This window comes from Streptomyces sp. NBC_01244 (genome assembly GCF_035987325.1).
Lineage (GTDB): Bacteria > Actinomycetota > Actinomycetes > Streptomycetales > Streptomycetaceae > Streptomyces.
Map to the genome: position 1 here is coordinate 8,561,438 of NZ_CP108488.1, position 22,647 is coordinate 8,584,084.

Genomic DNA, 22,647 nt, shown 5'->3' on the forward strand with positions numbered 1-22,647 from the left:
TGTTGAAAGATCCAATGGTTCTGGAACTGGATCGGACGCTCCAACGAGGAGATCGTCCAGTTCCGCGAGGACTGGACGGACGGCACCCGCTACGGCGAGGTGAAGGGCTACGACGGCCCTCCGATTCCGGCTCCGGAGCTGCCCCCAACTCGGTTGAAGCCGAGGGGAAGGGTGCGCTGAACCGCGTACATGCCGTCCAAGGCGGCTGGGACGCGTGGCTGCCGGTCCGTTCCGCTGCCGGAGGGTTCGCCAGTCCTTCCGGCTGGGCTCGCTCGGCGCGGGGCGGTCTCGACGAGGTGTGTGAGGTGCACGTTCGCGTCAGGTGTCCATGTGTCCGGGGGATCAGCCCTGGCAGACGCCGCGGGTGTAGTCGTGCGTCGCGGTGGCCTGGGAGTAGCGCCACTGGGGGTCCAGCAGGTCGCTCTTCAGCTGTCCGGCGGCGGCCGGGCTCTCGACGATGTACCCGAAGTCCTGCAGCCAGGACGGATACAGGTTCTTCGAGCCGATGTAGAAGGCCGATCCGTCGACCGACACCAGTTTGTGGTGCTGGGCATACGGCTTGCCGTCCGCCCAGGTCGGCTGGTCCGAGGCGCGGAACGTGGCCAGCTGGAGGTTCTCGCACAGAGCCGTCCGGGCTCGGGCGCCGTCGCCGGTCAGGGCCGTCACCCGGCCGCGCAGGGCGTCGCTCACCTCGGAGAGCGACTTGATCTGCGAGTAGCCGCCGCTGCCGATCGTGCCGCGGTTCGCCGGGTCGCTCACGACGATGCGAACCTTCACGCCGGAGGCGAGCTTCGCGGCGAGGGCGTCGTAGAGGCGCACGTCGTAGCGGGGCAGCGGCGGGCAGGTGGCGTGCACGTCCTGCTGGGAGATCTCGATGTGAGAGGTCGCGCTGGAGATCAGGGCGCGCAGCGCGCTCTCCTCCGGGTTGACGGTGTCGTAGTCCCGATCGGCGTTCGTCCTGTCGTGCACCCCGATCCCGCACTTGGTGTCGCCGGCCGTGGGCAGGACCGGGCGGAAGACGGAGGCGGGGTCGTTCTGGCGGATGCCCACGCCGAGCCCGCCGACGGCCAGTGCGGGCACGTTCCCCTCGCCCTGCGGGGAGGCGGGCCGGGGCAGGGCGGGCATGCAGTCCGCGCCGGGCGAGGCGGCGAACCAGACCGCACTCCAGTTGTTCTTGTTGCGACAGGTCCAGTCCCACAGGGAGTCCAGGTAGCGGCCCGCGGAACCGGCCGCCGGTCCGGACAGGGCGAGGTCGACGTCGCTCACCGGGTGGGAGGTCTCGAGATAGTCGTCCTTCCAGCTGTTGATGCCACCGGTGATCACCGAACTGCCGTCCACCACGACCAGCTTGGAGTGATTCCAGGAGAAGGCGGTCTTCGAGGTGGTCATCGAGGCCACGTTCAAGGTGATGTTGCCCGCGGCGGCCGGGCCGAGCTTCGTGAGCAGCTCGTCCCGGTAGGACGACGGGATCACCGTGGAGTGGTAGAGGGGCGCGGCGCCGACCATGACGCGCACCTTCAGCCGGTTGCCCTTCTGTACGGATTCCCGAAGGCCCGCGACGATCGCCTCCTGGAAACCGCCGTTGGGGAAGGGCGCCAGGGTTGATATGTCGACCGTCTGCCGGGCGTCGGCGATGTCGCGCCGCATCTTGTCCAGGAGGCGGCGCGATCCGGGCCGGTCGGCGCACACGGCGTCGCCCCAGCATCCGGGAGTCTGGAGCAGCCAGTCGGCGCCCCCGGGCTCGGACGAGCCGAGCCGGTTGCCGGAGGTGCGCTCCCAGATCGAGCCCTCCAGGCCCGGCGAGACCTGACGCAGGGTCTGCTCGACCGCGTCCAGGTGCGGGGTGGGTGCCGGCGCCTCCGAGGCGGAGGCGGGGGTGATGGCGCCGAGGAGGGAGAAGCCGAGTGCGAGCGCCGCTGTGGAGACGAGTGCGGCCGTACGGACGGTGCGTGCCAATGTGGTTCCTTGACTGAGGGGGTGGCTCCGGGCCGGAGCGTGGTCCACCACGGCTCCGACCTTGATCAACTCGGGCAAGTTACCAGCGCGTAGCCCTCTGTTCACCCGCCTCGGGCGAGTTCCGGCCACCCTCCGAAGGGCCGACTCGCGCGGCGCCCCGGCTTCGTCAGCCGGCCGTCCGCGCCGTCCCGTACACCACGGGCAGCTCGACGAGGCCGCGGGCTCGCAGGGACGGCCGCCAGCGGGCTTCGTCTCCCGCTTCCGCCGGGTCCGGGTCCGGGGCCAGATCGGCGAACCGTTCGAGGAGCGTCGCCAGCGCGATCTCGGTCTCGATCCGCGCCAGGGGCGCGCCCACGCAGTAGTGGATGCCGTGGCCGAGTGCCAGATGGCCGGAGGTGTCACGGTCGAGGTCAAGGCGGTCGGGCTCATCGAAACGGGCGGGGTCGCGGTTGGCGGACGCCAGGGAAAGCAGGATCGTCTCGCCCGCGGGAACCGTGATGCCCCCGATCGTCACGTCCTCGGTCGGGAAGCGGCGGATGGCGAGAAGTGCCGGTCCTTCGTAGCGTGAGAGCTCCTCGACCGCGGTGGGAATGCGCGACGGATCCTGGCGCAGCCGCGCCAGTTGGGCCGGATGCCGCAGCAGTGCGTGGATCGCGTTGCCGATGAGCTGCACCGTGTTCTCGTAGCCCGCGACCAGGATGAGGAACGCCAGGGACGTCAGCTCGTCCTCGCTCAGGCGGTCCCCGTCGGCGTCGCGTACGGCGATCAGGTCGCAGAGCAGGTCGTCGGCGGGGTGACGGCGCTTGTGCGCGATGAGCTGGACGAAGAAGGCGACCATCGCCCCCACCGCCTCTTTGGCGGCCGTCGGCCGGCCGGGATCCGGGGCGACGAGCGCGTTGGTCCAGGAGCGGAAGTCCGTGCGCCGGTCCTCGGGGACGCCCAGCAGGTCGCAGATGACGGCGATCGGCAGCGGCGCGGCGTACGCGGCGATCAGGTCGGCGCGGCCGTGCGAGCCCAGACGGTCGAGGAGTTGATCCGCCGTGCGGCGGATCGGAGCCCGAAGCCCCTCCATGCGCCGCGAGGTGAAGGCGCCGCTCACGAGCTTGCGGATGCGGGTGTGGTCCGGGGGATCCATGTTCAGGAGGTTGGCGTCGAGGACCGGTGGCAGGGAAAGACCTCGGTAACTGCCTTCCGCGGCCATGCTCTTGTCCAGGGAGAGCCGTGGATTCACGAGGGCCGCGCGCACGTCCTCGTACCGTGTGACGAGCCACGCCGGCTCGCCGCCGGGCCCCGGTACCCGCTGCACCGGCGCGTTGTCACGAAGGTGCTGGTACGCCTCGTGCGGGTGGTTCATCAGCTCGGCCTGGAGATCCATGGCGCCACCCTAGCCAGGCTGTGGGGACGGGCCGCAGGCCCTGGCGCCGCGATGGCCGGGAACCCGACCGCGGCGGTGTGTCGCGACAGCCCCCGCCCATGGGAGCGCGGTGCGTGGCAGAGTGGTGCGCATGCCACCACTCTCGCTGCGGATCATGGGCCGTGATCTCCCGGGTCGTGAATGCGGCGCCTACCGGGACGTCCATGTCGCCGTGCAGCGAGGGCGCGAGCCGGAAGCCGCTGTCCCCGGGGATGCGGCGGAGGCGGTCTGGGAGTTCACCGTGGAAGCGGTCGCAGCGCCGGACGGCGCTTGGGACTTTCGCGGCCCTTACGTCCACGGGCGACGCGGGGCCCGGTTCCTGTATCTGACGTGGGGAGAGCTGCCGCCCGGCGGAGCGTTCACGATGTTCCGCCGCGCCAAGCTGATGCTCGACGACCTCCCGCCGCAGGCCGTCGAACGGGGCGCCGCCGAAGCGCGGCTCGGACTGACGGACGCGTGCGGGATGCCCGTGTGCGCTGCGGTGCGCCCACCCGGGCTCACCTGGAGCTGAGCGGAACCTGAGGGAACACCGTGCCGCCGACGTCGGCCAGTTGCCGCGTGGGGCGTACATGATGACCGCCATCCGGGCGAGGCAGACCAGTGCGTGCCGATGACGTCGTAGGGGTCGGGGCGGTACCCGTCGGCGCCCATGCCCCAGGCGATGGAACCGACGACGAGCACAGCGGAGTCTCTCTGGAGAAGGACGGGGGGAGGAGCGAGCGAGGTCAGGCGGCCGGCCCGACGGCCGGCCCGAACAGGTCGGCCAGCAGCGCGGCGCCGTCGGCGGGCGCGCGGACCTCCAGATGGACCTGGGTGCCGTCGAGGTGGAGGCGGAAGTCGAAGAACGGGCAGCACTGTTGCTCGGCAGCGGCCAGCGCGGTCAGGGCCACGGCCTGCTCCACGGGCAGGGTCAGGCGCAGCCCGTCGGAGATCCGGGTCCGGACGGCGCCGCCGACGGCCTCGGCCCATTGTGCGGCGCGTTCGCTCATGGCCTTCCCGGACAGCGAGCAGGCCACTGGCGCGGTGCGCCAGTGCTCCGTCTCCCGGTCGGCGGTCCGACGGCCGGTGAGCGCCACGTCTCCCGGACCGGCGGTCGCAGTCGGCGCGGGTCCCGGTACGAGGAAGCCGCACTCGGGGTCGCACCGTCCGGCCCGGTCGGGCAGCGCGTCCAGGTGTTCCAGCGCCGAGTGCAGGGAGGCGGCCAACGCGGCCGATTGCGCCGTGCGGGTTTCGGCTTCGCTCAGGCGGGTGGCGAGCCGTGGCCGCAGGTCGGCCTTGACGTCAATGCAGGCCCCGGCCTCCCACACCGTGAGCAGTTCGCCGATCTCCTCCAGCGGAAGCCCCAGATGCTTGGCCGCGCCGATGAAGGCCAACCGCTCGAGTGCTGCCTCGCCGTACACCCGGTAGCCGGCCGGCGTCCGCTCGGCGGGCAGGAGCCCGGAGCCCTCGTGGAAGCGCAGGGTGGTCGCCGGAACACCGGAACGCTCGGCCAGCTGGGAGATCCGCATCGTGCTCACACCATCGACGATAAACCTTCGACCCGGGTCGAAGGTCAAGCCGTCAAGCCCTACGGGCGCGCCACGAAGCGGATGGGGGCCTGGAAGCGGGCCTTGCGGGCGGCGCGGCGGAAGACCGTGAGGACGGCCGGGCCGGCGAGGCAGACGCAGACGAAGTTGGTGACGGCGCGGCCGGTGTCCCAGCCGAGGGAAGTGGCGAGGTCGAAGGCGAGGTAGCGGTGGAACTGCTCGGTGAAGGGGAGGCCGGGGAGGTAGGCGATGGAGCTGTTGGGGTCGAGGGAGAAGGGCCAGAAGGAGAGGTTGAGGAGGAAGCCGAAGAGGTAGCCGGAGACCGAACCGTAGACCGCGAGCATCGCGATTTCCCGGCGGCCGGTGGCCTTGGGGAGGAAGCCGGCGAGCATGCCGACGAAGGCGCAGCCGAACATCTGGTACGGCATCCAGGGCCCGACGCCGCCGGTGATGAGGGCGGAGGCGAAGAGGGACGTGCAGCCCAGGGTGAAGCCGAAGCCGGGGCCGTAGACGCGTCCGGCCAGGACGAGGATGAAGAAGACCGTTTCGATGCCGGCGGTACCCGCGCCGAGCGGGCGGATGGCGGCGTTGACGGCCGACAGGACGCCCAGCATGGCCAGGGCCTTGGAGTTGATGCCGCCCTCCGCGATCTCGGAGATCACGACGGAGAGGACGATGACCAGCAGAACGCCGAAGATCAGGGGTGGGGCGTAGTGGGAGCCGAACGTGCCGGGAACGACGAGGAAGGGCCAGAAGAACGCGACGAGCCCGAGGAAGGCCGCCATGGTGATGACGATTCCGGCCCGGGGGCGGATGCGGATGGCCGCGGTGTACGTGTTCACGCGTGCGGGTCCGTTCCGTCGGCGGCGGTGAGTACGGCGGCCAGTTGGTCGACGGTGAGGAAGGGCAGCGGGGCCAGGATCTTCGCGGTCTGAGGTGCGAAGACGGGGGAGGCGACGATGACCTCGGTGGTGGGGCCGTCGGCGACGATGTCGCCTTCGGCCATCACCACGACGCGGTCGGCGGCCCGTGCGACGAACTCGACGTCATGGGTGGAGATCACGACGGCCCGGCCCTCCGCGGCCAGGTCGTCGACGATGCGGACGAGTTCGTTCTTGGCGCGGTAGTCGAGGCCGCGGGTCGGCTCGTCCAGCAAGAGGACGCGGGGGGCGGCGGTCAGCTGGATCGCGAGGACGAGGGCGAGTTTCTGGCCCTCGGAGAGGTCGCGGGGGTGGGTGGTGTCGGGGATGCCGGGTGCGAGCCGGTCCAGGATGGCGCGGGCCCGGATCCCGTGCGCGGCGACTGCGGACTCGGTGTCGGCCTGGTCGAGTTCCTGCCGGACCGATTCGAGGTAGAGGAGGTCGGTCGGGGTTTGGGGGACGAGACCGACGAGTTGCCGGGCCTGCGCGGCGGACAGCTTCCGCGGGTCCTGAGGCTTCGTGCCGGCCTCGGCTGCGCTTACGGCCACGGTGCCGGCCTTGCGGGGGCCGGAACCCTGGAGCGCCCAGAGGAGCGAGGACTTGCCGGAGCCGTTGCGGCCCATGAGCGCGGTGACCTCACCGCCGTGGAGGCAGAGGTCGACCTCCCGTACGGCCGGGACGCCGTGGTAGGTCACGGTGACGCCGCGCGCGGTGAGGAGTTCCGGGTGGGTGGCCGTCGGGGTGGGGCGTACCGGTGGGGGAGTGCGGTCGGCCAGCCGGCTCCGCAAAGGAGCGGCTGCACGTCGGGCGTCACGGATGGAGAGCGGCAGCGGGGTCCAGCCGGCCGCGCGGCCGAGCTCCACGATGGGTGGTGCGATGGACGACGTACGGAAGATCTCGGCGGGTGTGCCCGACACGACGAGGCCGTCGCCGGGGAGGTGGATGACACGGTCGGCGTACTGGACCACGCGCTCAAGGCGGTGTTCGGCGAGCAGCACGGTGACGCCGAGGTCGTGGACGAGGCGGGTGACGGCGGCGAGGACCTCCTCGGCGGCCGTCGGGTCCAGCGCGGAGGTGGGCTCGTCGAGGACGAGGACCCGGGGGTGGGCGGTCAGGACGGAGCCGATCGCGACGCGCTGCTGTTGGCCGCCGGACAGCTCGTGCAGGGCGCGGTGGCGCAGGTCGGCGAGGCCGAGGAGATCGAGGGTTTCCTCGACGCGCTTGCGCATGGTGGCCGGTGGTACAGCCAACTGCTCCATCGCGTAGGCGAGTTCCTCCTCGACCGTGTCGGTGACGAAACCGTCCAGCGGGTCCTGCCCCACCACCCCGACCACGTCGGCGAGTTCGCGTGGGGGGTGCGCCGCGGTGTCCCGTCCGTCGACCACGACGCGGCCGAAGAGGGTGCCGCCGGTGAAGTGGGGAACGAGGCCGTTGACGGCGCCGAGGAGGGTGGACTTGCCGACGCCCGTGTGGCCGACGACCAGGCAGAGTTCGCCCTCCTCCACGGTGAGGTTCACGTCGCGCAGCACCGGTTCCTCCGCGTCGTCGTACTGGACGGTGACCTCGTCGAAGGTGATCACTTGGGTTCCTCGGTGCGCTGTGCGGGGACGACCACGCGGGCGGGCGGGGCCGGGGGCGGGGCCAGGAAGCCGGCGGTACCCGCGAGGAGGATCGCGGCGGCGGGTACGAGCGGCAGGGTGGGCCAACTGAGCGGATAGATCGAAGGGTTGAGTTCGGCGGCGTTGAAGCCGACGTTCGCGAAGAGGAGGACCGCGGAGAGGACCCCGCAGCCGGCGACGGACCACTCGGCTGCGCGCCAGGGGTCGGGCCGATAGGTGGTCCGGGTGATGCGGCGGCCGCCCAGGCGCAGTCCCGCGAAACACAGCAGGGCACCGGCGCCCATGGAAGGCAGGCCCAGCAGTGTCGGAGCGGTGGCGTCGAGCAGTCCGTACGCCCCGGCACACAGGCCGCACATGCCGAGCAGCATGAGGGCGCCGGTCAGCCGGCGGGAGCGGCGGGTGGCGGTGCCCGCGCGGCCGTAGCCGCGGGAGTCCATGGCGGCGGCGAGACGAAGGGACCGCTCCAGAGCGTCTTCGAGGACCGGTACGACGATGCCCCGCAGGGCGCGCAGTCCCTTGGACCGGCCGGCCCGCAGCCGCTTGGCCCGGTGCACCCGCTGCACGCTCTGGACGAGTTGGGGCGCGACACTGATGGACACGGTGACGGCGACGCCCAGTTCGTACAGGGCGCCGGGCAGGACGCGCAGGGCGCGCTTCGGGTTGGCCAGGGTGTTGGCGGCGCCGATGCAGCACAGCATGCAGGCGAGCCGCAGTCCGTCGGTGGCGGCGGACAGCAGGGCCTCCAGCGAGACGGGGCCACCGAGCTGGATCCCCGCGTACCAGTCGGGTGTGGGGATGTGCGGCAGGGAGAAGAGGAAGTGGTCGCGGGGGGTGATGCCGGTGGCGAAGACGGCGCGGAAGAGCACCCGGATCGCGACCACGGTGAGGGCCAGGTACAGGTAGTACTTGAACCCGCGCGCCCAGGGGGCCTCGGTGCGCCGCACGGTGATGACGTAGCCGAGGACGGCGAGGACCAGGAACAGCAGCAGCGGGTTGTTGGTGCGGCTGACGGCGGTGGCCAGGGCCAGTGCCCAGATCCACCAGGCGACCGGATGCAGGGTGCGGGGCAGCCGGCGACCGCCCGCGTCCGACGTGATGCCGGACGCGGGCGTCTTGGCCGCGGCCACGGTGGTGGTGGTGGTGCGGGACACGCGGCTACTCCGTACTACGACGGCGGCGCCTGGCCGCGTACACGGCGGCGCCACCGATCAGGAGCACCAGGGCTCCGGTGGCGACGGCGGGCAGGTACGAGCCCACGTCATGGGTGGCGTCGGCGGCGGGGGCCGCTTCGACGACCTGGGGGCCCGGGGCGGGCGCGGCTGCCGCCGGCGCGCTGGACGACGCCGAAGCGGAGGGCGTAGGGGAGACGCTCCCGGAGGGGCTCGGCGAAGCCGACGGGCTCGGCGAAGCAGGGGGGCTGGACGGCGGCGTCGGGTCGGGCGCGGTCGGGTTCTCCGGCGTGGGGCCCGTGTCGACGCTCGGCGGCGGAAGCGCCGCGGTGCGGGTGTCCTTGGGTGCGGGGCCGCCCGTCGGCGCGGTGTTCTTGGCACGAAGCTGGTCGGGGGTGACGGTGGGCTTGCCCTCGGTGCCCTCGATGTTGGTGCCGCCGAAGATCCACAGGTCTACGCTGCCCGGCTTGGGCTTGTACAGCATGGCGCCGAGCTGGCTGTACTCCCAGGCGTTCTGGCCGGGGTTGGCGTGCCAGTACGACCAATAGGCGGAGGCGGGGGGCGTGAGCACGCAGTCGTCCTGCTGCGGCGTGGGGAACTGCCTGCCGCCCTGGAAGCCGCTGTAGCCGATGCGGCAGATGAAGGCGGGACCGTCGTGGCCGGTGCCGGTGGTGGCCCAGCCGCCCTGGTTGAGGAGCTCGTAGCCGGTGGTGGGCGTGCTGCCGCAGGACCGGTACACCGGGCCGCCCCAGCGGCTGAAGTCCACGGCGAGGACGGCCCCGGAGGAGGTCGTGCACTGTCCCATGGGGAGCGGGGCGGCCCCGGCCGGGGCCGCGGTGGCGGCGAGGGCCGCCACCGTCAGGCCCAGCGCGGCGGCGGTACGGGCCAGGATCCGCAGTGCGCGGCTGCGGATCACGCCCCGCCCCCGGTGGTTTCGCGGCGGCGCTTGGCGGCGCGGGTGAGGCCCCAGCCGCCGAGGGTCAGGAGCAGGGCCGCTGCGGCGAGCCCCCCGACCTGGGCACCGGTGGCGGCGAGGCCGCCACCACCCCCGCCGGAGCCCGAGCCGCCCCCGCTTTCACCCGGGGTCACGATGACGGGCGAGGAGGGGGAGGGGGAGGGGGAGCCGGACGGCCGGACCGAGGTGCTGGGGACGGGCTGGGGGGTGGTGCCGCTCAGGTCGCGGGTCAGCAGGCCGAAGGAGATGCCGGTGGCGCCGCCTACGGCCTGCGCGGAGGCGCGGACGTCGGAACCGGGCTGGCCGCCCTTGGCGATGGTGAAGCCGCCGTCGCCGTTCTGCTGCGAGACGAGGAACCTGCGGGCCTTGGCGATGCGGTCCGCGTACCTCGTGGCGTCCAGGGACATGCCCTGTACGGCGAGAGCCGCGGAGTTGACGGAATTGCCGGATGCGCCAGGGAAGCCGCCGTCGTCCTTCTGCTGGGTGGCCAGCCAGGCGACGGCCTTGTCGACGGCCGCCTGCGATGCGGCGTCGGGGAGCAGGTCGAGTGCCATGGCGGCCATCGCCGTGGAGTCCACTTCGGCCTGGCTGGCCTCGCCGATCAGGCTGGGCCAGGCGCCCGAGGGGTCCTGGAGGCTCTTGAGGTAGGCGATCGGTTCGGCCGCGGCAGCCGTCTCGCCGGCCCGGACCTGGGCGATGACGCCGAGGGACTGGGAAAAGACGGAGGTGGCGAAGACGTAGTTGCCCTTCGCCGCGCACTGCTTGGGGGTGTCGTTCTTCGCGGTGCAGATGCCCTGGGCGAGCGCGGCGATGAGGTCCTGGCCGCCGAAGTCGCGGGGGTCGCGGCCCACGGTCTCGGCGAGGAGGGCCGCCTTGCCGAGGGAGCCGCCGCCGGCGTACTTGGTGCCGATCAGGGTCCAGTCGTTGATGGTGCGGCCCTTGCCGTCCTTGCCACCCTTGTCGAGGAAGTCGACGATGCCCCGCAGCGTGGTGTTGTCCTGTCCGGTGGCGGCGAGTGCGTAGGCACCGTCGATGGTCAGGCCGTAGTCGGCGAAGCCGGTGCCCGCGCCGCTCTCGTAGTAGCGGCCCTGGATCAGACGGCTGTGGTCGGCGAGGTAGGCCGAGCCCTTCTTCAGGTCCGGCCCGTCACCGGCCGGAGGGGTGACCGGGGGAGTAACGGGTGGGGTCACCGGGGGAGTGACCGGCGGGGTGGTCGGTGGGTCGGTCTTCTTCGTGGTCAGCGCGACCAGGTCGCTCTTGGCGCCCGCGATGGCGGCCGGGGTGGTCGCGAACAGTCGCGATTCGGTGTCGTCCTCCTCGAAGCCGAAACCGGCCCCCGGGAACTGGTGCCGGGAGAGCCAGGAGACCCCCGCGTCCGCGAAGGCCTCGTCGCCGAGTGCGCGCAGGGCCTGGGCGGCCCAGGCGGTCGAGGCCGGGCTGCCGGTCGTCATGTACGAGGCGGAGGGCCAAGCGCCGGTCGCCAGCTGGGACTTCTTGAGGTGGTCGCGGGCCTTCTGCACGGCGGCGTCGTGGCCGCCGGCCCGCTTGAGGGCCAGCGTGATGAGCCCGGTGGCGTTCGCGTCGCTGTCGCACCATTCGCCGGAGCGGATGAGGATGCCGGTGAAGCCGCCGTCCTCGCACTGGAGGCCGGTCAGCCGGTTCACGGCGTCGGCCGGGGGCGTCACGCCGCCGTTGAGCAGGGCGATGACGGCCATGGCCTGAGCGTCGGACTGGCCGGTGGTGCGGAAGTCGCCCTTGGTCAGGCAGCCTTCGATGTTCTCGCCGTCACCGATGTCGCGCGGGCAGACGTACTTCAGGAGGTCGCCGAGCAGGTCGTGACCGCCGAAGGCTCGGGGGTCCTTGCCGGTGGCCTCGGCGACGAGCGCGAGACGGGCGGCGGCGGTGGCGTCGGGGATCTTGTCCTTGCCGGCCGGGTAGGCGTACGCGTCGGTCTGCGCGGGCGTGGCGAGGAAGTCGGCGACCTTCTTGGCTGCCGGGCCCTTCGGGTCGGCGGCCGCCAGGGCGTAAGCGACCTCGGTGGTGAGGAAATGGTTCGGGGTGGTGGAGCCCTCGTCGACGACGCGCTCCCCGTCCGTCAGCCTCCCGGTGATCCAGCGGGTGGCCGCGGGGACGTCGACCGACCCCGCGGGCACGGTGGGCGGGGCCGTCGGGACGGTCGGATCGGGGGTGGAACCGCCCCCGGCGCGTACGTCGTCGGGTGAGAAGCCGGGCTTGCCCGAGGTGCCGCCGATGTCGGTGCCTCCGTAGACCCAGGCGTCCACGTCGCCGGCCTGCGGGGTGCGGGACATGGCGCCGAGCGAGCTGTAGGTCCAGTTCTTCTGACCGGGGGAGGCGGTCCAGTACGACCAGTACGCGGTGGCCTGCGGGGTGAGGACGCAGTCCTCCTTGTCCGGAGTGGGGTACTCCGTACCGGTGTTGAAGGAGCCTTTGCCTATCCGGCAGATGAACCCGTCACCGTCGTGGACGGTGCCCTCGGTGGTGAAGCCACCGGTGTGCAGCAGCTCGTAGCCGGTGGTGGGGGTCGTGTCGCAGCCGCGCTCGACCTTGCCGCCGAAGGGGCCGAAGTCCACGGCGACGATGGCGCCGGTGGTGGCCGTGCACTGGTCGATCGGGTCGGCGTTCGCGGAGGTGGGCACCGTGAGGAAGGCCACTCCCGCGCCGAGCGTCAGGAAGGACGCGGTCACGAGGGAGAAGAACCGCCGTCTCGTCCCCGAATGCCGTTTCGCCTGCTGGTCGGTCCCCACCGCGGCCCTCGTCTCTGCCGGGCGGCTGCGTACGTGGCGATGCGCCCCCGCACGGCTCATGCGCCATGGGGAGGCTGCGACGACCACACCGCAGTCCGCGACGGCGTTCTTCGTACTGTGACCCAGCCCCAGGCATTCCGGCTCACCCGGGACGCCCCGGGTCTACGGTTGCGGGTCAGCGCCGGAATTCGACCGGCTTCCCCTGGTACTGAGCAGTTATCAGCCGGAGTGCAACACGGATGTCGCTGACGCGTCAAGGTGGCTTGAGTCTCACCGGACGGCCCCGGTGGCAGCGGCTTCGGCCCGGCACGTGCACGCCGTCCGGGTGGCTGGCGGACCCTTGATCACTCCGGTAGCGTCCTGGGCTGCCACGTGGGGGAATCCGGTGAGAAGCCGGAGCTGACGCGCAGCGGTGTGGGACGGCGGGGGCCGTTCCGAGCCCGAATGCCCAAGCGGCGATGCAGTACAGGAAGCCGTACCACGCGTTCCGGACGGCGGCCCTCCGACCATGCCCCGGCCGCGCTCGTGTGCGGTGACCTGCGGGCGTGCGCGGGCAGCGGCCGGCGTTCGCCGATTCCAGGAGCAGGCCATGTCCCGTCCCCGTACCTCCCGCCGCCTCGCACTCGCGGTTCCCGCCGCGCTCGGCGCCTTCGCCCTCACCGCGCTGCCCGCCTTCGCGACCTCCAGCCCGGCGCAGATGGCCACGTCCAAGACGAACGGCGTCGCCTATCTCAAGTCACTCCAGGCTGCGGACGGTTCGTACGCCGGGTCCGGGCTGTCCAACGAATGGGCGTTCAGCACCTTCGCCGCCGCCGGTACGGCCGTCGTCGATGTCGCCCCAGGCGGCGACACCACGAAGAACGCCCGCACGGTCTACCGCAACCTGCTCTCCACGGCGGGCTGGCCGCAGGCTTCCCCCGTGGTCACCGACTACGAGCGCGGCACCCTGAACGCGTACGCCGCGGGCATCGACCCGGCGCGCGTCTCCGCCTCGCGCAACCTCGTCGCGAACATCTACTCCTACTGGCAGACGGCCGAGGCGGGCTACTTCGGCCCGTCCGGGAACTTCAACGGCACCGTCTTCGCGGCCCTTTCGCTGCGCGGGGCCAAGACCCAGGGCGGCGCGCACCGCATCCCGCAGGCGCTCACCGACTCGATGGTCACCCGCATCCGCGCCAACCAGCACGTGGACGGCGGCTGGACCTTTAACAAGGCCGAGGGCAACCCCACCGTCCTCAACTCCGCGAGCGACGTCGACATGACCGGCGCCGCGATGGCCGCCCTCTGCGTCTCCGGCGTGCCCGGCACCGACGCGGACGTCGTGCAGGCCAAGAACTTCCTCAAGGGCAAGCTGGTCGCGACCACCGGCGCCTTCAACTCCATGTACGGCGTCAACACCAGCTCCAACGGCTGGGGCGTGGCGGGCCTGAACGCCTGTGGCATCAACACGCAGACCGGTGACTTCCTCACCGCCAACGGCAAGACCCCGATCGACTTCCTGATCGCCAACCAGTACAACCCGGCGGGCGGCTTCAAGTACAAGCCCGCCGACACCTCGCCCTCCGCCTACGCCACCATCGACGCGCTGCGCGCCGTCGTCGGCGGCGGCTTCACCACCGCCCCGCCGGTCCCCGTCACCCCGGGTGCTCCGCAGTGGGTCGCCCAGTCGACCTTCACCGCAGGCACCGCCACCAAGCTGGCCCTGACCGTCGACGACGGCGCCGGCAACCTCAAGGTCTGCTCGGTGGCCTTCACGCCGACCGGTACGACCACGACCCTCGGCGGCGTCCTGAACGCCGCGACCACCGGCGCCACCCCGTCGGGCTGCGTCACGAGCGTCACCCCGTCCTCCGGCACCGGCACGATCACCGCCGTCAACGGCAAGGCCAACAGCGGCTCCAACACCTGGAAGGTCAGCGTCGACGGCTCGGCCTTCGCCGGCGCCGCCCGCAACAAGGCGATCAATGTGGGAGACACGATCGCCCTGCGCTGGGGCGCCTGATCCCCACGGGTGCGGGCTCCGGCTTACCGGGGCCCGCACCCGCTTCGGACCGCCCGATGGCTCAACCGTGGGTGAAGTGCGGCGGCCGTTTGTCCACGAAGGCGGACATGCCCTCCTTCTGGTCGGCCGTGGCGAACACCGCGTGGAACAGGCGGCGTTCGAACCGGACGCCCTCGGTGAGGGTGGTCTCGAAGGAGCGGTTCACGGCCTCCTTGGCCATCATCGCGACCGGCTTCGACATCCCGGCGACGGTTTCCGCCACGGAGAGGGCCTCGGCGAGCAGCTCGTCCGCCGGGACGATCCGTGAGACGAGCCCCGCGCGCTCGGCCTCCTCGGCGCCCATGGTGCGGCCCGTCAGGCAGAGTTCCATCGCCTTGGCCTTGCCGACGGCGCGGGTGAGCCGTTGGGATCCGCCGATCCCGGGGATGACGCCGAGTTTGATCTCGGGCTGTCCGAACTTCGCGGTGTCGGCGGCGAGGAGGATGTCGCAGAGCATCGCCAACTCGCAGCCACCGCCCAGCGCGTAGCCGGAGACCGCGGCGATGGTGGGCGTACGGACCTGGCCGAGCCGGTCCCAGGCACCGAACCAGTCGGAGAGGTACATGTCCATGTAGCTCCGCGGGCGCATCTCTTTGATGTCGGCGCCGGCGGCGAAGGCCTTCGCGGAGCCGGTGAGGACGATGCAGCCGACTTCGGCATCCCGGTCCAAGGCCTCGGCGGCGGCCACGACCTCGTTCATGACCTGGAGGTTGAGGGCATTGAGGGCCTGCGGCCGGTTGAGGGTGAGGACGGCCACCCGTCCCTTGCGTTCCAGCAGGATGGTCTCGTACGTGGTGCCGTCGCTCATGGGGTGGCTCCGTTCTGGGGTCGCAGGGTGCGGACGATCGCCGAGAAGTCCAGGCCGGCGCCCTCGCCCTCCGCGAACGCGGCGTACAGTTCGGCGGCCTTGAGGCCCAGTGGCGCGTCCACACCGCCGGCCCGCAGGGCGTTGGCGGCCAGGCCGAGGTCCTTGGCCATGAGCGGCGCGGCGAAGCCGGGCCGGTAGTCGCGGTTGGCGGGACTCGTCGGAACCGGCCCGGGGACGGGGCAGTTGACGGTGAGCGCCCAGCACTGGCCGGAAGCGGTGGAGGCGACGTCGTAGAGGGCCTGGTGGTCCAGGCCGAGGCTCTCGGCGAGGACGAAAGCCTCGCTGACGCCGATCATCGAGACGGCGAGGATCATGTTGTTGCAGATCTTCGCAGCCTGCCCCGCCCCCGCGGACCCGCAGTGGACGGCCTTCTTCCCCATGGCGTCCAGGAGCGGCTGCGCCGCGGCGAATTCCGCGGCGCCCCCGCCCGCCATGAAGGTGAGCGTGCCGGCCTCGGCGCCCACCACACCGCCGGACACCGGGGCATCGAGCGCCCGGTGACCGGCCGCTACGACGGCCTCGTGCGCGGCGCGGGCGTCGGCGACGTCGATGGTGGAGCAGTCGACGAAGAGGGTGCCGGGCCGGGCGGCGGCGAGCAGTCCCCCTTCCCGGTACAGGGCGAGGACGTGGCGGCCGGCCGGCAGCATGGTGATGACCACGTCGGCGCGAGTGGCGGCGTCGGCAGCCGATGCCGCGGGTTCGACACCGGCGGCGGCAGCCGCCGCCAGCTGGTCCGGTACGAGGTCGAAGCCGAGGACGCGGTGCCCGGCCTTGACCAGGTTGCCGGCCATCGGGCCGCCCATGTGGCCGAGTCCGATGAATGCGACGGTGCTGGTCACCAGGCGACCTCCTGTGACGACGGGGACGGGGCGAGGCGGAGTTCGCGGTCGCCGAGCGGGGCGAAGAACCGTTCGACCTCCGCCGGGCCGACGGCTTGGAGGGTGGCGGGGGACCAGCGCGGGTCACGGTCCTTGTCGATGACCTGGGCGCGGATGCCTTCGACGAGGTCGGGCGAGGACAGGGCGGCGACGGAGACGCGGTACTCCTGTTCCAGGACCCGTTCCAGGGGGCCGAGCCGGCGGGCTCGGCGGAGCGCGGCCAGGGTGACTTTGACCGCGGTGGGGGACTTCGCCGGCAGCGTGTCCGCCGAGGCCTTCGCGGCCGGGAGGTCCGCGGCGAGCAGCCGCGCGAGGATCTCCTCGGCGGTGTCCGCGGCATAGCAGTGGTCGATCCACTCCCGGTGGCCGTGGAGCACGCCGACGGGTACGGGCTCCACGAACCGCTCCAGCACCTCGTGTACGGAGCCGTGCGCGAGGTCCGAGGCCAGCGCCGGCAGCCGGTCGGCGGGTACGAAGTGGTCGGCGAGGCCGCACAGCAGGGCGTCCGCCGCGCCGACCGGCGTCCCCGTCAGGGCCAAGTGGGTGCCCAGCTCGCCGGGGGCCAGAGCGAGCAGGTACGTTCCGCCGACGTCGGGAACGAAGCCGATGCCGGTCTCGGGCATGGCGATGCGGGAGCGTTCGGTGACGATGCGGACGGTGCCGTGCGCGGAGATCCCGACGCCGCCGCCCATGACGATGCCGTCCATCAGGGCCACGTACGGCTTGGGGTAGCGGGCGATGCGGGCGTTGAGGCGGTACTCGTCGCGCCAGAAGTCCGCCGAGGCCGTGCCGCCGCTGCGGGCGTCCTCGTAGATCGCGCGGATGTCGCCACCCGCGCACAGGCCGCGTTCGCCGGCGCCCTCGATGACCACCGTCTCGACGGCCGGGTCGTGCTCCCAGACGGTGAGGGCCTGGTCGATGCGCAGGGCCATGGGATGCGTGAGGGCGTTGAGGGCCTTGGGACGGTTGAGCGTGATGTAGGCGGCGTGGCCCTCGGTGCGCAGGAGGACGTGGTCGGGTTCTTCGGGGGATGTGTGGTTCATCGCAGGGTCTCCGTCAGTCCGCGCGCGACGATGACGCGCATGACCTCGTTGGTGCCTTCCAGGATCTGGTGGACGCGCAGGTCGCGGACGATCTTCTCGATGCCGTATTCGCTGAGGTAGCCGTATCCGCCGTGGAGTTGGAGGGCGCGGTCGGCGACCGCGTAGCCGGTGTCGGTGGCGAACCGCTTGGCCATCGCGCACAGTCGCGGGGCCAGCGGATCGCCCGCGTCGAGGGCCTCCGCGGCCTGCCGGAGCAGGGCGCGGGCGGCGGCGAGTTCCGTGGCCATGTCGGCCAGCCGGAACTGGAGCGCCTGCGCGTCCAGGAGCCGGCCGCCGAAGGCCTCGCGGTCCGCGAGGTAGGACAGGCTGCGGTCCAGGGCGCTCTGCGCGCCGCCCAGCGAGCAGGCGGCGATGCCGAGGCGCCCGCCGTTGAGGCCGTTCATGGCGATGCGGAAGCCGTCCCCCTCGACGCCGAGGCGGCGATCGTCGGGGACCCGGACGGCGTCGAGGATGACCTGGCGGGTGGGCTGCGCGTTCCAGCCCATCTTGGCCTCGTTGGGGCCGAACGAGACTCCGGGGTCTTCGCGTTCGACGACGAAGGCCGAGATGCCGCCCGGGCCGGCCTCGCCCGTCCGCGCCATGACCACGTAGACGCCCGAGGCTCCGGCGCCGGAGACGAACTGCTTGACGCCCGTCAGGACGTAGTGGTCGCCCTCCCGCTCGGCGCGGGTGCGCAGGGCGGCGGCGTCGGAGCCGGCGCCCGGCTCGGTCAGGCAGTAGCTGCCCAGGGTGTCCGCCGAGCAGAGGCCGGGAAGCCAGCGCTCTCGCTGGCCCCGGTTCCCGTAGCGGTCGATCATCCAGGCGACCATGTTGTGGATGGACAGGTACCCGGCGATGGACGGGCAGCCGGTGGCGAGGGTCTCGAAGACGAGGACCCCGTCGCTCCGGCTGAGACCCGAACCGCCGTGCTCCTCGCGGACGTAGACCCCGCCGAGGCCCAGACCGGCGGCCCGGCGCAGGACCTCCACGGGGAAGTGCTTGGTCCGGTCCCACAGGACGGCGTGGGGAGCGAGATGCTCCTGGGCGAAGTCGAGGGTGACCTCGGCGAGGGCGAGCTGGTCCTCGGTCAGGGTGGCCACCGGGCTCATCCCGTCGTCGGAATGCTGAAGTTCGCGCCTTCCTTGGCCCCGGAGGGCCAGCGCGAGGTCACGGTCTTCGTGCGCGTGTAGAAGCGGATGGAGTCGGGACCGTGCTGGTTCAGGTCGCCGAAGCCGGACCGCTTCCAGCCGCCGAAGGTGTGGTAGGCGACGGGGATGGGGACGGCACGTTGACGCCGACCATGCCGGCGCCCACCCGGCGGGTGAAGTCGCGGGCGGTGTCCCCGTCCCGGGTGAAGATCGCGACGCCGTTGCCGTACGGGTGTTCCGTGGGCAGGCGCAGCGCCTCCTCGTAGTCGGCGGCCCGTACGACGCTCAAGACCGGGCCGAAGATCTCCTCGCGGTAGATCCGCATCCCCGGGGTGACGCGGTCGAAGAGGCTGGGCCCGGTGAAGTAGCCGTTCTCGTGCCCGGGCACGGTGAACCCGCGTCCATCGACGAGGAGTTCGGCCCCTCGGTTGCTCCGATGCCGACGTAGCGGTCCACCCGGTCCAGTGCGTCGCGGCTGACCAGGGGCCCGAAGTCGGCCTCGGGGTCGTCGGAGCGGCCGACGCGCAGCGTGGCCAGGCGCTCCTTCAACTTCGCGACCAGGGCATCCGCGGTCTCCTCGCCGACGGGCACGACGACGGAGACGGCCATGCAGCGTTCCCCGGCAGAGCCGTATCCGGCGCCGATCAGCGCGTCGACGGCCTGGTCCAGGTCGGCGTCGGGCATCACGACCATGTGGTTCTTGGCCCCGCCGAAGCACTGGGCGCGCTTGCCGTGCGCGGCGGCGGTGGCGTAGACGTACGCGGCGATCGGGGTCGATCCGACGAAGCCGAGGGCCTGGACGCGGGGGTCTTCGAGGAGGGTGTCGACGGCTTCCTTGCCGCCGTTGACGACATTGAGCACGCCGGCCGGCAGGCCTGCCTCCAGGAAGAGTTCGGCCAGCCGCAGCGGTACGGACGGGTCTCGTTCGGAGGGCTTCAGGACGAAGGAGTTTCCACAGGCCAGGGCGGGGGCGGCCTGCCAGAGGGGGATCATGGCGGGGAAGTTGAAGGGGGTGATCCCGGCGACGACGCCGAGCGGCGAGCGCAAGGAGTGCACGTCGATGCCCGTGCTCGCGTTGTCGGTGAATTCTCCCTTGAGCAGGTGCGGGATCCCGGCGGCGAACTCGACCACCTCCAGGCCGCGTTGCAGGTCACCGTGGGCGTCGGCGACGGTCTTGCCGTGCTCGGCGGACAGCAGCCGGGCGAGCGAGTCCCGTTCCCCTTCGATCAGTTGGAGGAAGCGCAGCAGGACGCGTGAGCGGCGCTGCGGGTTCCACCGGGCCCAGTCGGCCTGAGCCTCTTCGGCGTTGGCGATGGCGGCCTCGGTGTCGGCGCGCCCGGCCAGGGGGACCCGGGCCTGGACCGTCCCGGTGTTGGGGTCGTACACGTCGGCGAAGAGGCCGGAGGTTCCGACCGTGTGCTTGCCGCCGATGAAATGGGTGAGCTCGCGGACCATGGGTGCCTGCTCTCGTCAGGTGAGATCCGGGGAATGGCACGGCCTGCCGGCGGACGGCACCCGATGGGATGCGCCGCTGGGGAAGGTCGTGGGACTACGAGCGCGCGGAAGTGGTGTGCGCGCGCTCCGCCGGATCACCAGGGTCGTGGGTACAAACCGGTGCCATGCGTGTCTGCTCCATCCTCGTGGACAACACGGAACATCCGCGGCCGGTATCCTGACTCCCGGATCCCCGCGTGCCGCCCGCCTTCCCGACAGACCTCGTCAGTGGCGTGTGGATGGCAGCACACTCCCCGGTCACAGTGGCGGGACCGTGCCGGTTTTTCACCGGCTTCCCTGCACCGCGGACCTTATGGGCACGAACATATAGTTGGACGTCCTAGTAAGTCCAGACCCACCGCCCGCGCGCCTACAGTCGGTGCATGCGCATCGTCTCCCTGCTCCCGGCGGCCACCGACATCGTGGCGGAACTCGGCCTCGCCGCCGACCTGGTCGGACGCACCCACGAATGCGACTGGCCGCCCGCGGCGGTCGCCTCCGTACCCGTGGTCACCCGGGCCGAGTTCGCCGCCGAGGACCTCAGCAGCCGGGAGATCTCCGAGGCCGTGGGCGGGGCCGCCCACTCCGGGTCCTCGCTCTACACCCTGGACACGGAGGCGCTCGCCGCCCTCGCCCCGGAACTCGTCCTCACCCAGGACCTGTGCGACGTGTGCGCCGTGTCCTACGAAGGAGTCTCGCGAGCCGTGCGCGTGCTCGACGGCGGTGCCCGCGTACTGAGCCTGGAGCCGCGCACCCTCGATGACGTACTGGACTGCCTGGTCACCGTGGGGGAACTGCTCGGAGTGCGCGAGCGGGCGGAGCGCCGGCGGACGGCGCTGCGCGCCCGGCTCGAGGAGGTACGGCGGCTGACGGCAGGCCGTGCCAGGCCCCGGGTCGTGGCCATCGAGTGGCTCGACCCGCTGTGGCCCGCCGGGCACTGGGTGCCCGAGCAGATCACGTATGCGGGAGGCGAACCGTTGCTCGCCGCACAGGGCGAGCACACGAAGCCGATGACTTGGGAGGCGGTCCGCGCTGCCCGCCCGGACGTGGTGCTGCTCTTGCCCTGCGGTTTTCCGCCCGAACGCACGCTCCGCGAGCGCGACCTGCTGACGTCCCTCCCCGGTTGGAACGATCTCCCCGCGGTACGGGCAGGGGCCGTCTGGGTGCTGGACGGGCCCGCCTACTTCAACCGCCCCGGCCCGAGGGTCGTACGCGGAGCCGAGGTGCTCGCCCATGTCCTGCACGGCGTGCAGGCGGGTGATCCCGTCACCGCGGGCGAGGCCCGCCGCACGGACTGAGCGGCCGGGTTCCGGTCAGTCGCGGGCGGAGGCGGGAATGCCCGCAACCGGGTACGGGACGAAGGTGCTGCTGTTCTCGTCGACGGCCAGGGTCCGGCCGAGCGGCGGGACCGCGCGCTGGGGGCAGTCGAGCCGTTCGCACAGGCGGCAGCCCATGCCGATGGGGGTGGCGGCCGACCTGTTGTCGAGGTCCAGTCCGTCCGCGTACACGAGCCGGGACGCGTGCCGGGTCTCGCATCCGAGGCCGATGGCGAAGGTCTTGCCCGGCTCGCCCCAGCCGCCGCGGTGACGGGTGACGGCGCGCGCGGTCCACAAGTACCGCTGCCCGTCGGGCATGGCGGCGACCTGGACGTGGATGCGGCCGGGCGCGGCGAAGGACTCGTACACGTTCCACAGCGGGCAGGTGCCGCCCGCGCGGGAGAAGTGGAACCCGGTGGCGGACTGCCGCTTGGACATGTTCCCGGCGCGGTCGACCCGGACGAAGGAGAAGGGGACGCCGCGCAGCCTGGGGCGTTGCAGGGTGCTGAGGCGGTGGCAGACCGTCTCGTAGCCGAGCCCGAAGTGGTCGGTGAGCCGCTCGATGTCGTAGCGGAACTCCTCCGCCGAGGTGTGGAAGGCCGTGTAGGGGAGGATCAGGGCGGCCGCGAAGTAGTTCGCGATGCCGATCCGTGCCAGGGCGTGCGTGGGGGAACCGGGTGTGAAGTCCTCGGTGGCCAGCCGGTCGAGTTCGTCCCCGTACTCGATCAGGGCGAGTTGGGTGGCCATGCGGAAGGCCTGCTGGCCCGGGCGGAGCCGGTTCGACAGGTGGAGTACCCGGGCGGCGGCGTCGTAGTGGTGCAGCCGGTCGGAGTCCGCGGAGATGCGGATCCCGTGGCGGTCGGCGAGTCGGAGGTTCAGCGCGCGGATGACGTCCCCGGGGCGGATGCCGATCGCGCGGGCCAGCTCCTCGGCGGCGAAGTCGGCGTCATGGAGGTAGTTCTGCCGCCGGTAGAAGAACTCGCGGATCTCCTCGTGGGGCGAACGCGGAGACTCCGCCACCGCGTCGCGGCCGTCGGCGGCGTCGGCGAGCCGCTCCGCCAGCAGCTGGCTCCGGCGGCCGAGGTCCAGCAGCACCGAGGCCACGGCCGGCATCCGGGTGGCCAGGTCGGCCAGATCGGAAGGGGACACGCGGGCCTCGGCCACCTGCTGGGCGAGGGCCTCGCGCAGGTCGGCCACCATACGGCTGGTGTCACGCTCCGAGAAGAAGCCGGGATCCACCCCGAACGCCTCGGTCAGGCGCAGCAGTACGGGGACGGTGAGCGGGCGCGAGTCGTGCTCCATCTGGTTGAGGTAGCTGGGTGAAATGCCGAGGACCCTGGCCAGGTCGGCCTGGGTCATGCGGCGCTCCTCACGCAGCCTGCGCAGCCGCGCTCCCGCGTACGTCTTGCTCACCGGACTCCTCCAGGGTCGGACGGGCTCCGTCAGCATAGGGCGACTTCGCCTTTCCCGAGGCTTCGCAAACTTGGCAAATTCGG

At 71.9% G+C, this 22,647-nt stretch carries 16 protein-coding genes, 3 pseudogenes and 3 riboswitches; of the genes and pseudogenes, 4 read left to right on the plus strand and 15 right to left on the minus strand.

All coding sequences use genetic code 11. The annotated features are described in order from the left end of the window. Positions 1-18: 18 nt before the first annotated feature. Positions 19-180 (plus strand): annotated as a pseudogene (locus OG247_RS38105) (pirin family protein); the annotation flags it as partial. A gap of 162 nt (positions 181-342) precedes the next feature. Here the strand turns inward: OG247_RS38105 and OG247_RS38110 are convergent. Both OG247_RS38110 and OG247_RS38115 read right to left on the minus strand, forming a co-directional pair. After that, positions 343-1,956: a phospholipase D-like domain-containing protein gene (locus tag OG247_RS38110; RefSeq protein WP_327256530.1), complete on the minus strand. Its 1,614-nt coding sequence runs from the start codon at positions 1,954-1,956 to the stop codon at positions 343-345. Between the two features lie 166 nt (positions 1,957-2,122). Next, positions 2,123-3,331, minus strand: coding sequence for a cytochrome P450 family protein (locus OG247_RS38115; RefSeq protein WP_327256531.1), 1,209 nt, complete (start codon positions 3,329-3,331; stop codon positions 2,123-2,125). Positions 3,332-3,461: 130 nt separating this feature from the next. Between OG247_RS38115 and OG247_RS38120 the strand changes: the two genes are divergently transcribed. Beyond that, a complete protein-coding gene (locus OG247_RS38120; protein ID WP_327256532.1) occupies positions 3,462-3,881 on the plus strand; it encodes a DUF5990 family protein in 420 nt (139 codons plus the stop codon). Positions 3,882-3,920: 39 nt separating this feature from the next. Here the strand turns inward: OG247_RS38120 and OG247_RS44990 are convergent. The 7 genes and pseudogenes from OG247_RS44990 to OG247_RS38150 all read right to left on the minus strand — a co-directional run. Further along, a pseudogene (locus OG247_RS44990) lies at positions 3,921-4,045 on the minus strand (YnfA family protein); the annotation flags it as partial. A gap of 50 nt (positions 4,046-4,095) precedes the next feature. After that, positions 4,096-4,878 (minus strand): MerR family transcriptional regulator, encoded by a 783-nt coding sequence (locus OG247_RS38125; protein WP_327257775.1) that lies wholly within the window; start codon positions 4,876-4,878, stop codon positions 4,096-4,098. A 59-nt stretch (positions 4,879-4,937) separates the two neighbouring features. Next, positions 4,938-5,738: an ECF transporter S component gene (locus tag OG247_RS38130; protein WP_327256533.1), complete on the minus strand. Its 801-nt coding sequence runs from the start codon at positions 5,736-5,738 to the stop codon at positions 4,938-4,940. Next, complete coding sequence (locus tag OG247_RS38135) at positions 5,735-7,396, minus strand: ABC transporter ATP-binding protein (RefSeq protein ID WP_327256534.1); 1,662 nt, start codon at positions 7,394-7,396, stop codon at positions 5,735-5,737. Before OG247_RS38135 ends, OG247_RS38130 begins: the two co-directional genes overlap by 4 nt. Next, positions 7,393-8,586 carry an energy-coupling factor transporter transmembrane component T gene (locus OG247_RS38140; RefSeq protein ID WP_442813519.1) on the minus strand — a complete coding sequence of 398 codons (1,194 nt, stop codon included), beginning with the start codon at positions 8,584-8,586 and terminating at the stop codon, positions 7,393-7,395. The genes OG247_RS38135 and OG247_RS38140 overlap by 4 nt, the downstream gene beginning before the upstream one ends. 4 nt (positions 8,587-8,590) lie before the next feature. Further along, positions 8,591-9,517 carry a hypothetical protein gene (locus tag OG247_RS38145; RefSeq protein ID WP_442813688.1) on the minus strand — a complete coding sequence of 309 codons (927 nt, stop codon included), beginning with the start codon at positions 9,515-9,517 and terminating at the stop codon, positions 8,591-8,593. Then, a complete protein-coding gene (locus tag OG247_RS38150) occupies positions 9,517-12,324 on the minus strand; it encodes a prenyltransferase/squalene oxidase repeat-containing protein (RefSeq protein ID WP_327256536.1) in 2,808 nt (935 codons plus the stop codon). The genes OG247_RS38145 and OG247_RS38150 overlap by 1 nt, the downstream gene beginning before the upstream one ends. A gap of 138 nt (positions 12,325-12,462) precedes the next feature. Continuing rightward, positions 12,463-12,572, minus strand: a riboswitch (cobalamin riboswitch). A 127-nt stretch (positions 12,573-12,699) separates the two neighbouring features. After that, positions 12,700-12,774, plus strand: a riboswitch (cobalamin riboswitch). Positions 12,775-12,913: 139 nt separating this feature from the next. Between OG247_RS38150 and OG247_RS38155 the strand changes: the two genes are divergently transcribed. Next, positions 12,914-14,326 carry a hypothetical protein gene (locus tag OG247_RS38155; protein ID WP_327256537.1) on the plus strand — a complete coding sequence of 471 codons (1,413 nt, stop codon included), beginning with the start codon at positions 12,914-12,916 and terminating at the stop codon, positions 14,324-14,326. Positions 14,327-14,387: 61 nt separating this feature from the next. Here OG247_RS38155 and OG247_RS38160 read toward each other — a convergent pair whose 3' ends face one another. The 5 genes and pseudogenes from OG247_RS38160 to OG247_RS38180 all read right to left on the minus strand — a co-directional run bounded on the left by OG247_RS38160 (position 14,388) and on the right by OG247_RS38180 (position 19,796). After that, entirely contained in the window at positions 14,388-15,173 is a 786-nt protein-coding gene (locus tag OG247_RS38160) for an enoyl-CoA hydratase (protein WP_327256538.1), read from the minus strand. Continuing rightward, complete coding sequence (gene mmsB / locus OG247_RS38165) at positions 15,170-16,072, minus strand: 3-hydroxyisobutyrate dehydrogenase (RefSeq protein WP_327256539.1); 903 nt, start codon at positions 16,070-16,072, stop codon at positions 15,170-15,172. The genes OG247_RS38160 and mmsB overlap by 4 nt, the downstream gene beginning before the upstream one ends. Next, positions 16,069-17,154: an enoyl-CoA hydratase/isomerase family protein gene (locus tag OG247_RS38170; protein WP_327256540.1), complete on the minus strand. Its 1,086-nt coding sequence runs from the start codon at positions 17,152-17,154 to the stop codon at positions 16,069-16,071. Before OG247_RS38170 ends, mmsB begins: the two co-directional genes overlap by 4 nt. After that, on the minus strand, positions 17,151-18,302 hold the full coding sequence (locus tag OG247_RS38175) for an acyl-CoA dehydrogenase family protein (protein ID WP_327256541.1): 1,152 nt from the start codon (positions 18,300-18,302) through the stop codon (positions 17,151-17,153). The genes OG247_RS38170 and OG247_RS38175 overlap by 4 nt, the downstream gene beginning before the upstream one ends. Continuing rightward, a pseudogene (locus OG247_RS38180) lies at positions 18,299-19,796 on the minus strand (CoA-acylating methylmalonate-semialdehyde dehydrogenase). Before OG247_RS38180 ends, OG247_RS38175 begins: the two are co-directional and overlap by 4 nt. 190 nt (positions 19,797-19,986) lie before the next feature. Then, a riboswitch (cobalamin riboswitch) is annotated at positions 19,987-20,157 on the minus strand. A 61-nt stretch (positions 20,158-20,218) separates the two neighbouring features. Between OG247_RS38180 and OG247_RS38185 the strand changes: the two are divergent. Next, complete coding sequence (locus tag OG247_RS38185; RefSeq protein ID WP_327256542.1) at positions 20,219-21,133, plus strand: cobalamin-binding protein; 915 nt, start codon at positions 20,219-20,221, stop codon at positions 21,131-21,133. Between the two features lie 15 nt (positions 21,134-21,148). Here OG247_RS38185 and OG247_RS38190 read toward each other — a convergent pair whose 3' ends face one another. Further along, positions 21,149-22,564, minus strand: a complete 1,416-nt coding sequence (locus OG247_RS38190; RefSeq protein WP_327256543.1) for a short-chain fatty acyl-CoA regulator family protein — start codon at positions 22,562-22,564, stop codon at positions 21,149-21,151. Positions 22,565-22,647: the final 83 nt, after the last annotated feature.

Excerpts from the sequence above, each read along its gene's own strand:
- OG247_RS38115 (WP_327256531.1), bottom strand. The coding sequence starts at position 3,331 with ATGGATCTCCAGGCCGAGCTGATGAACCACCCGCACGAGGCGTACCAG.
- OG247_RS38120 (WP_327256532.1), top strand. The coding sequence starts at position 3,462 with ATGCCACCACTCTCGCTGCGGATCATGGGCCGTGATCTCCCGGGTCGT.
- OG247_RS38125 (WP_327257775.1), bottom strand. The coding sequence starts at position 4,878 with ATGCGGATCTCCCAGCTGGCCGAGCGTTCCGGTGTTCCGGCGACCACC.
- OG247_RS38155 (WP_327256537.1), top strand. The coding sequence starts at position 12,914 with ATGTCCCGTCCCCGTACCTCCCGCCGCCTCGCACTCGCGGTTCCCGCC.
- OG247_RS38160 (WP_327256538.1), bottom strand. The coding sequence starts at position 15,173 with ATGAGCGACGGCACCACGTACGAGACCATCCTGCTGGAACGCAAGGGA.
- OG247_RS38170 (WP_327256540.1), bottom strand. The coding sequence starts at position 17,154 with ATGAACCACACATCCCCCGAAGAACCCGACCACGTCCTCCTGCGCACC.
- OG247_RS38175 (WP_327256541.1), bottom strand. The coding sequence starts at position 18,302 with ATGAGCCCGGTGGCCACCCTGACCGAGGACCAGCTCGCCCTCGCCGAG.
- OG247_RS38185 (WP_327256542.1), top strand. The coding sequence starts at position 20,219 with ATGCGCATCGTCTCCCTGCTCCCGGCGGCCACCGACATCGTGGCGGAA.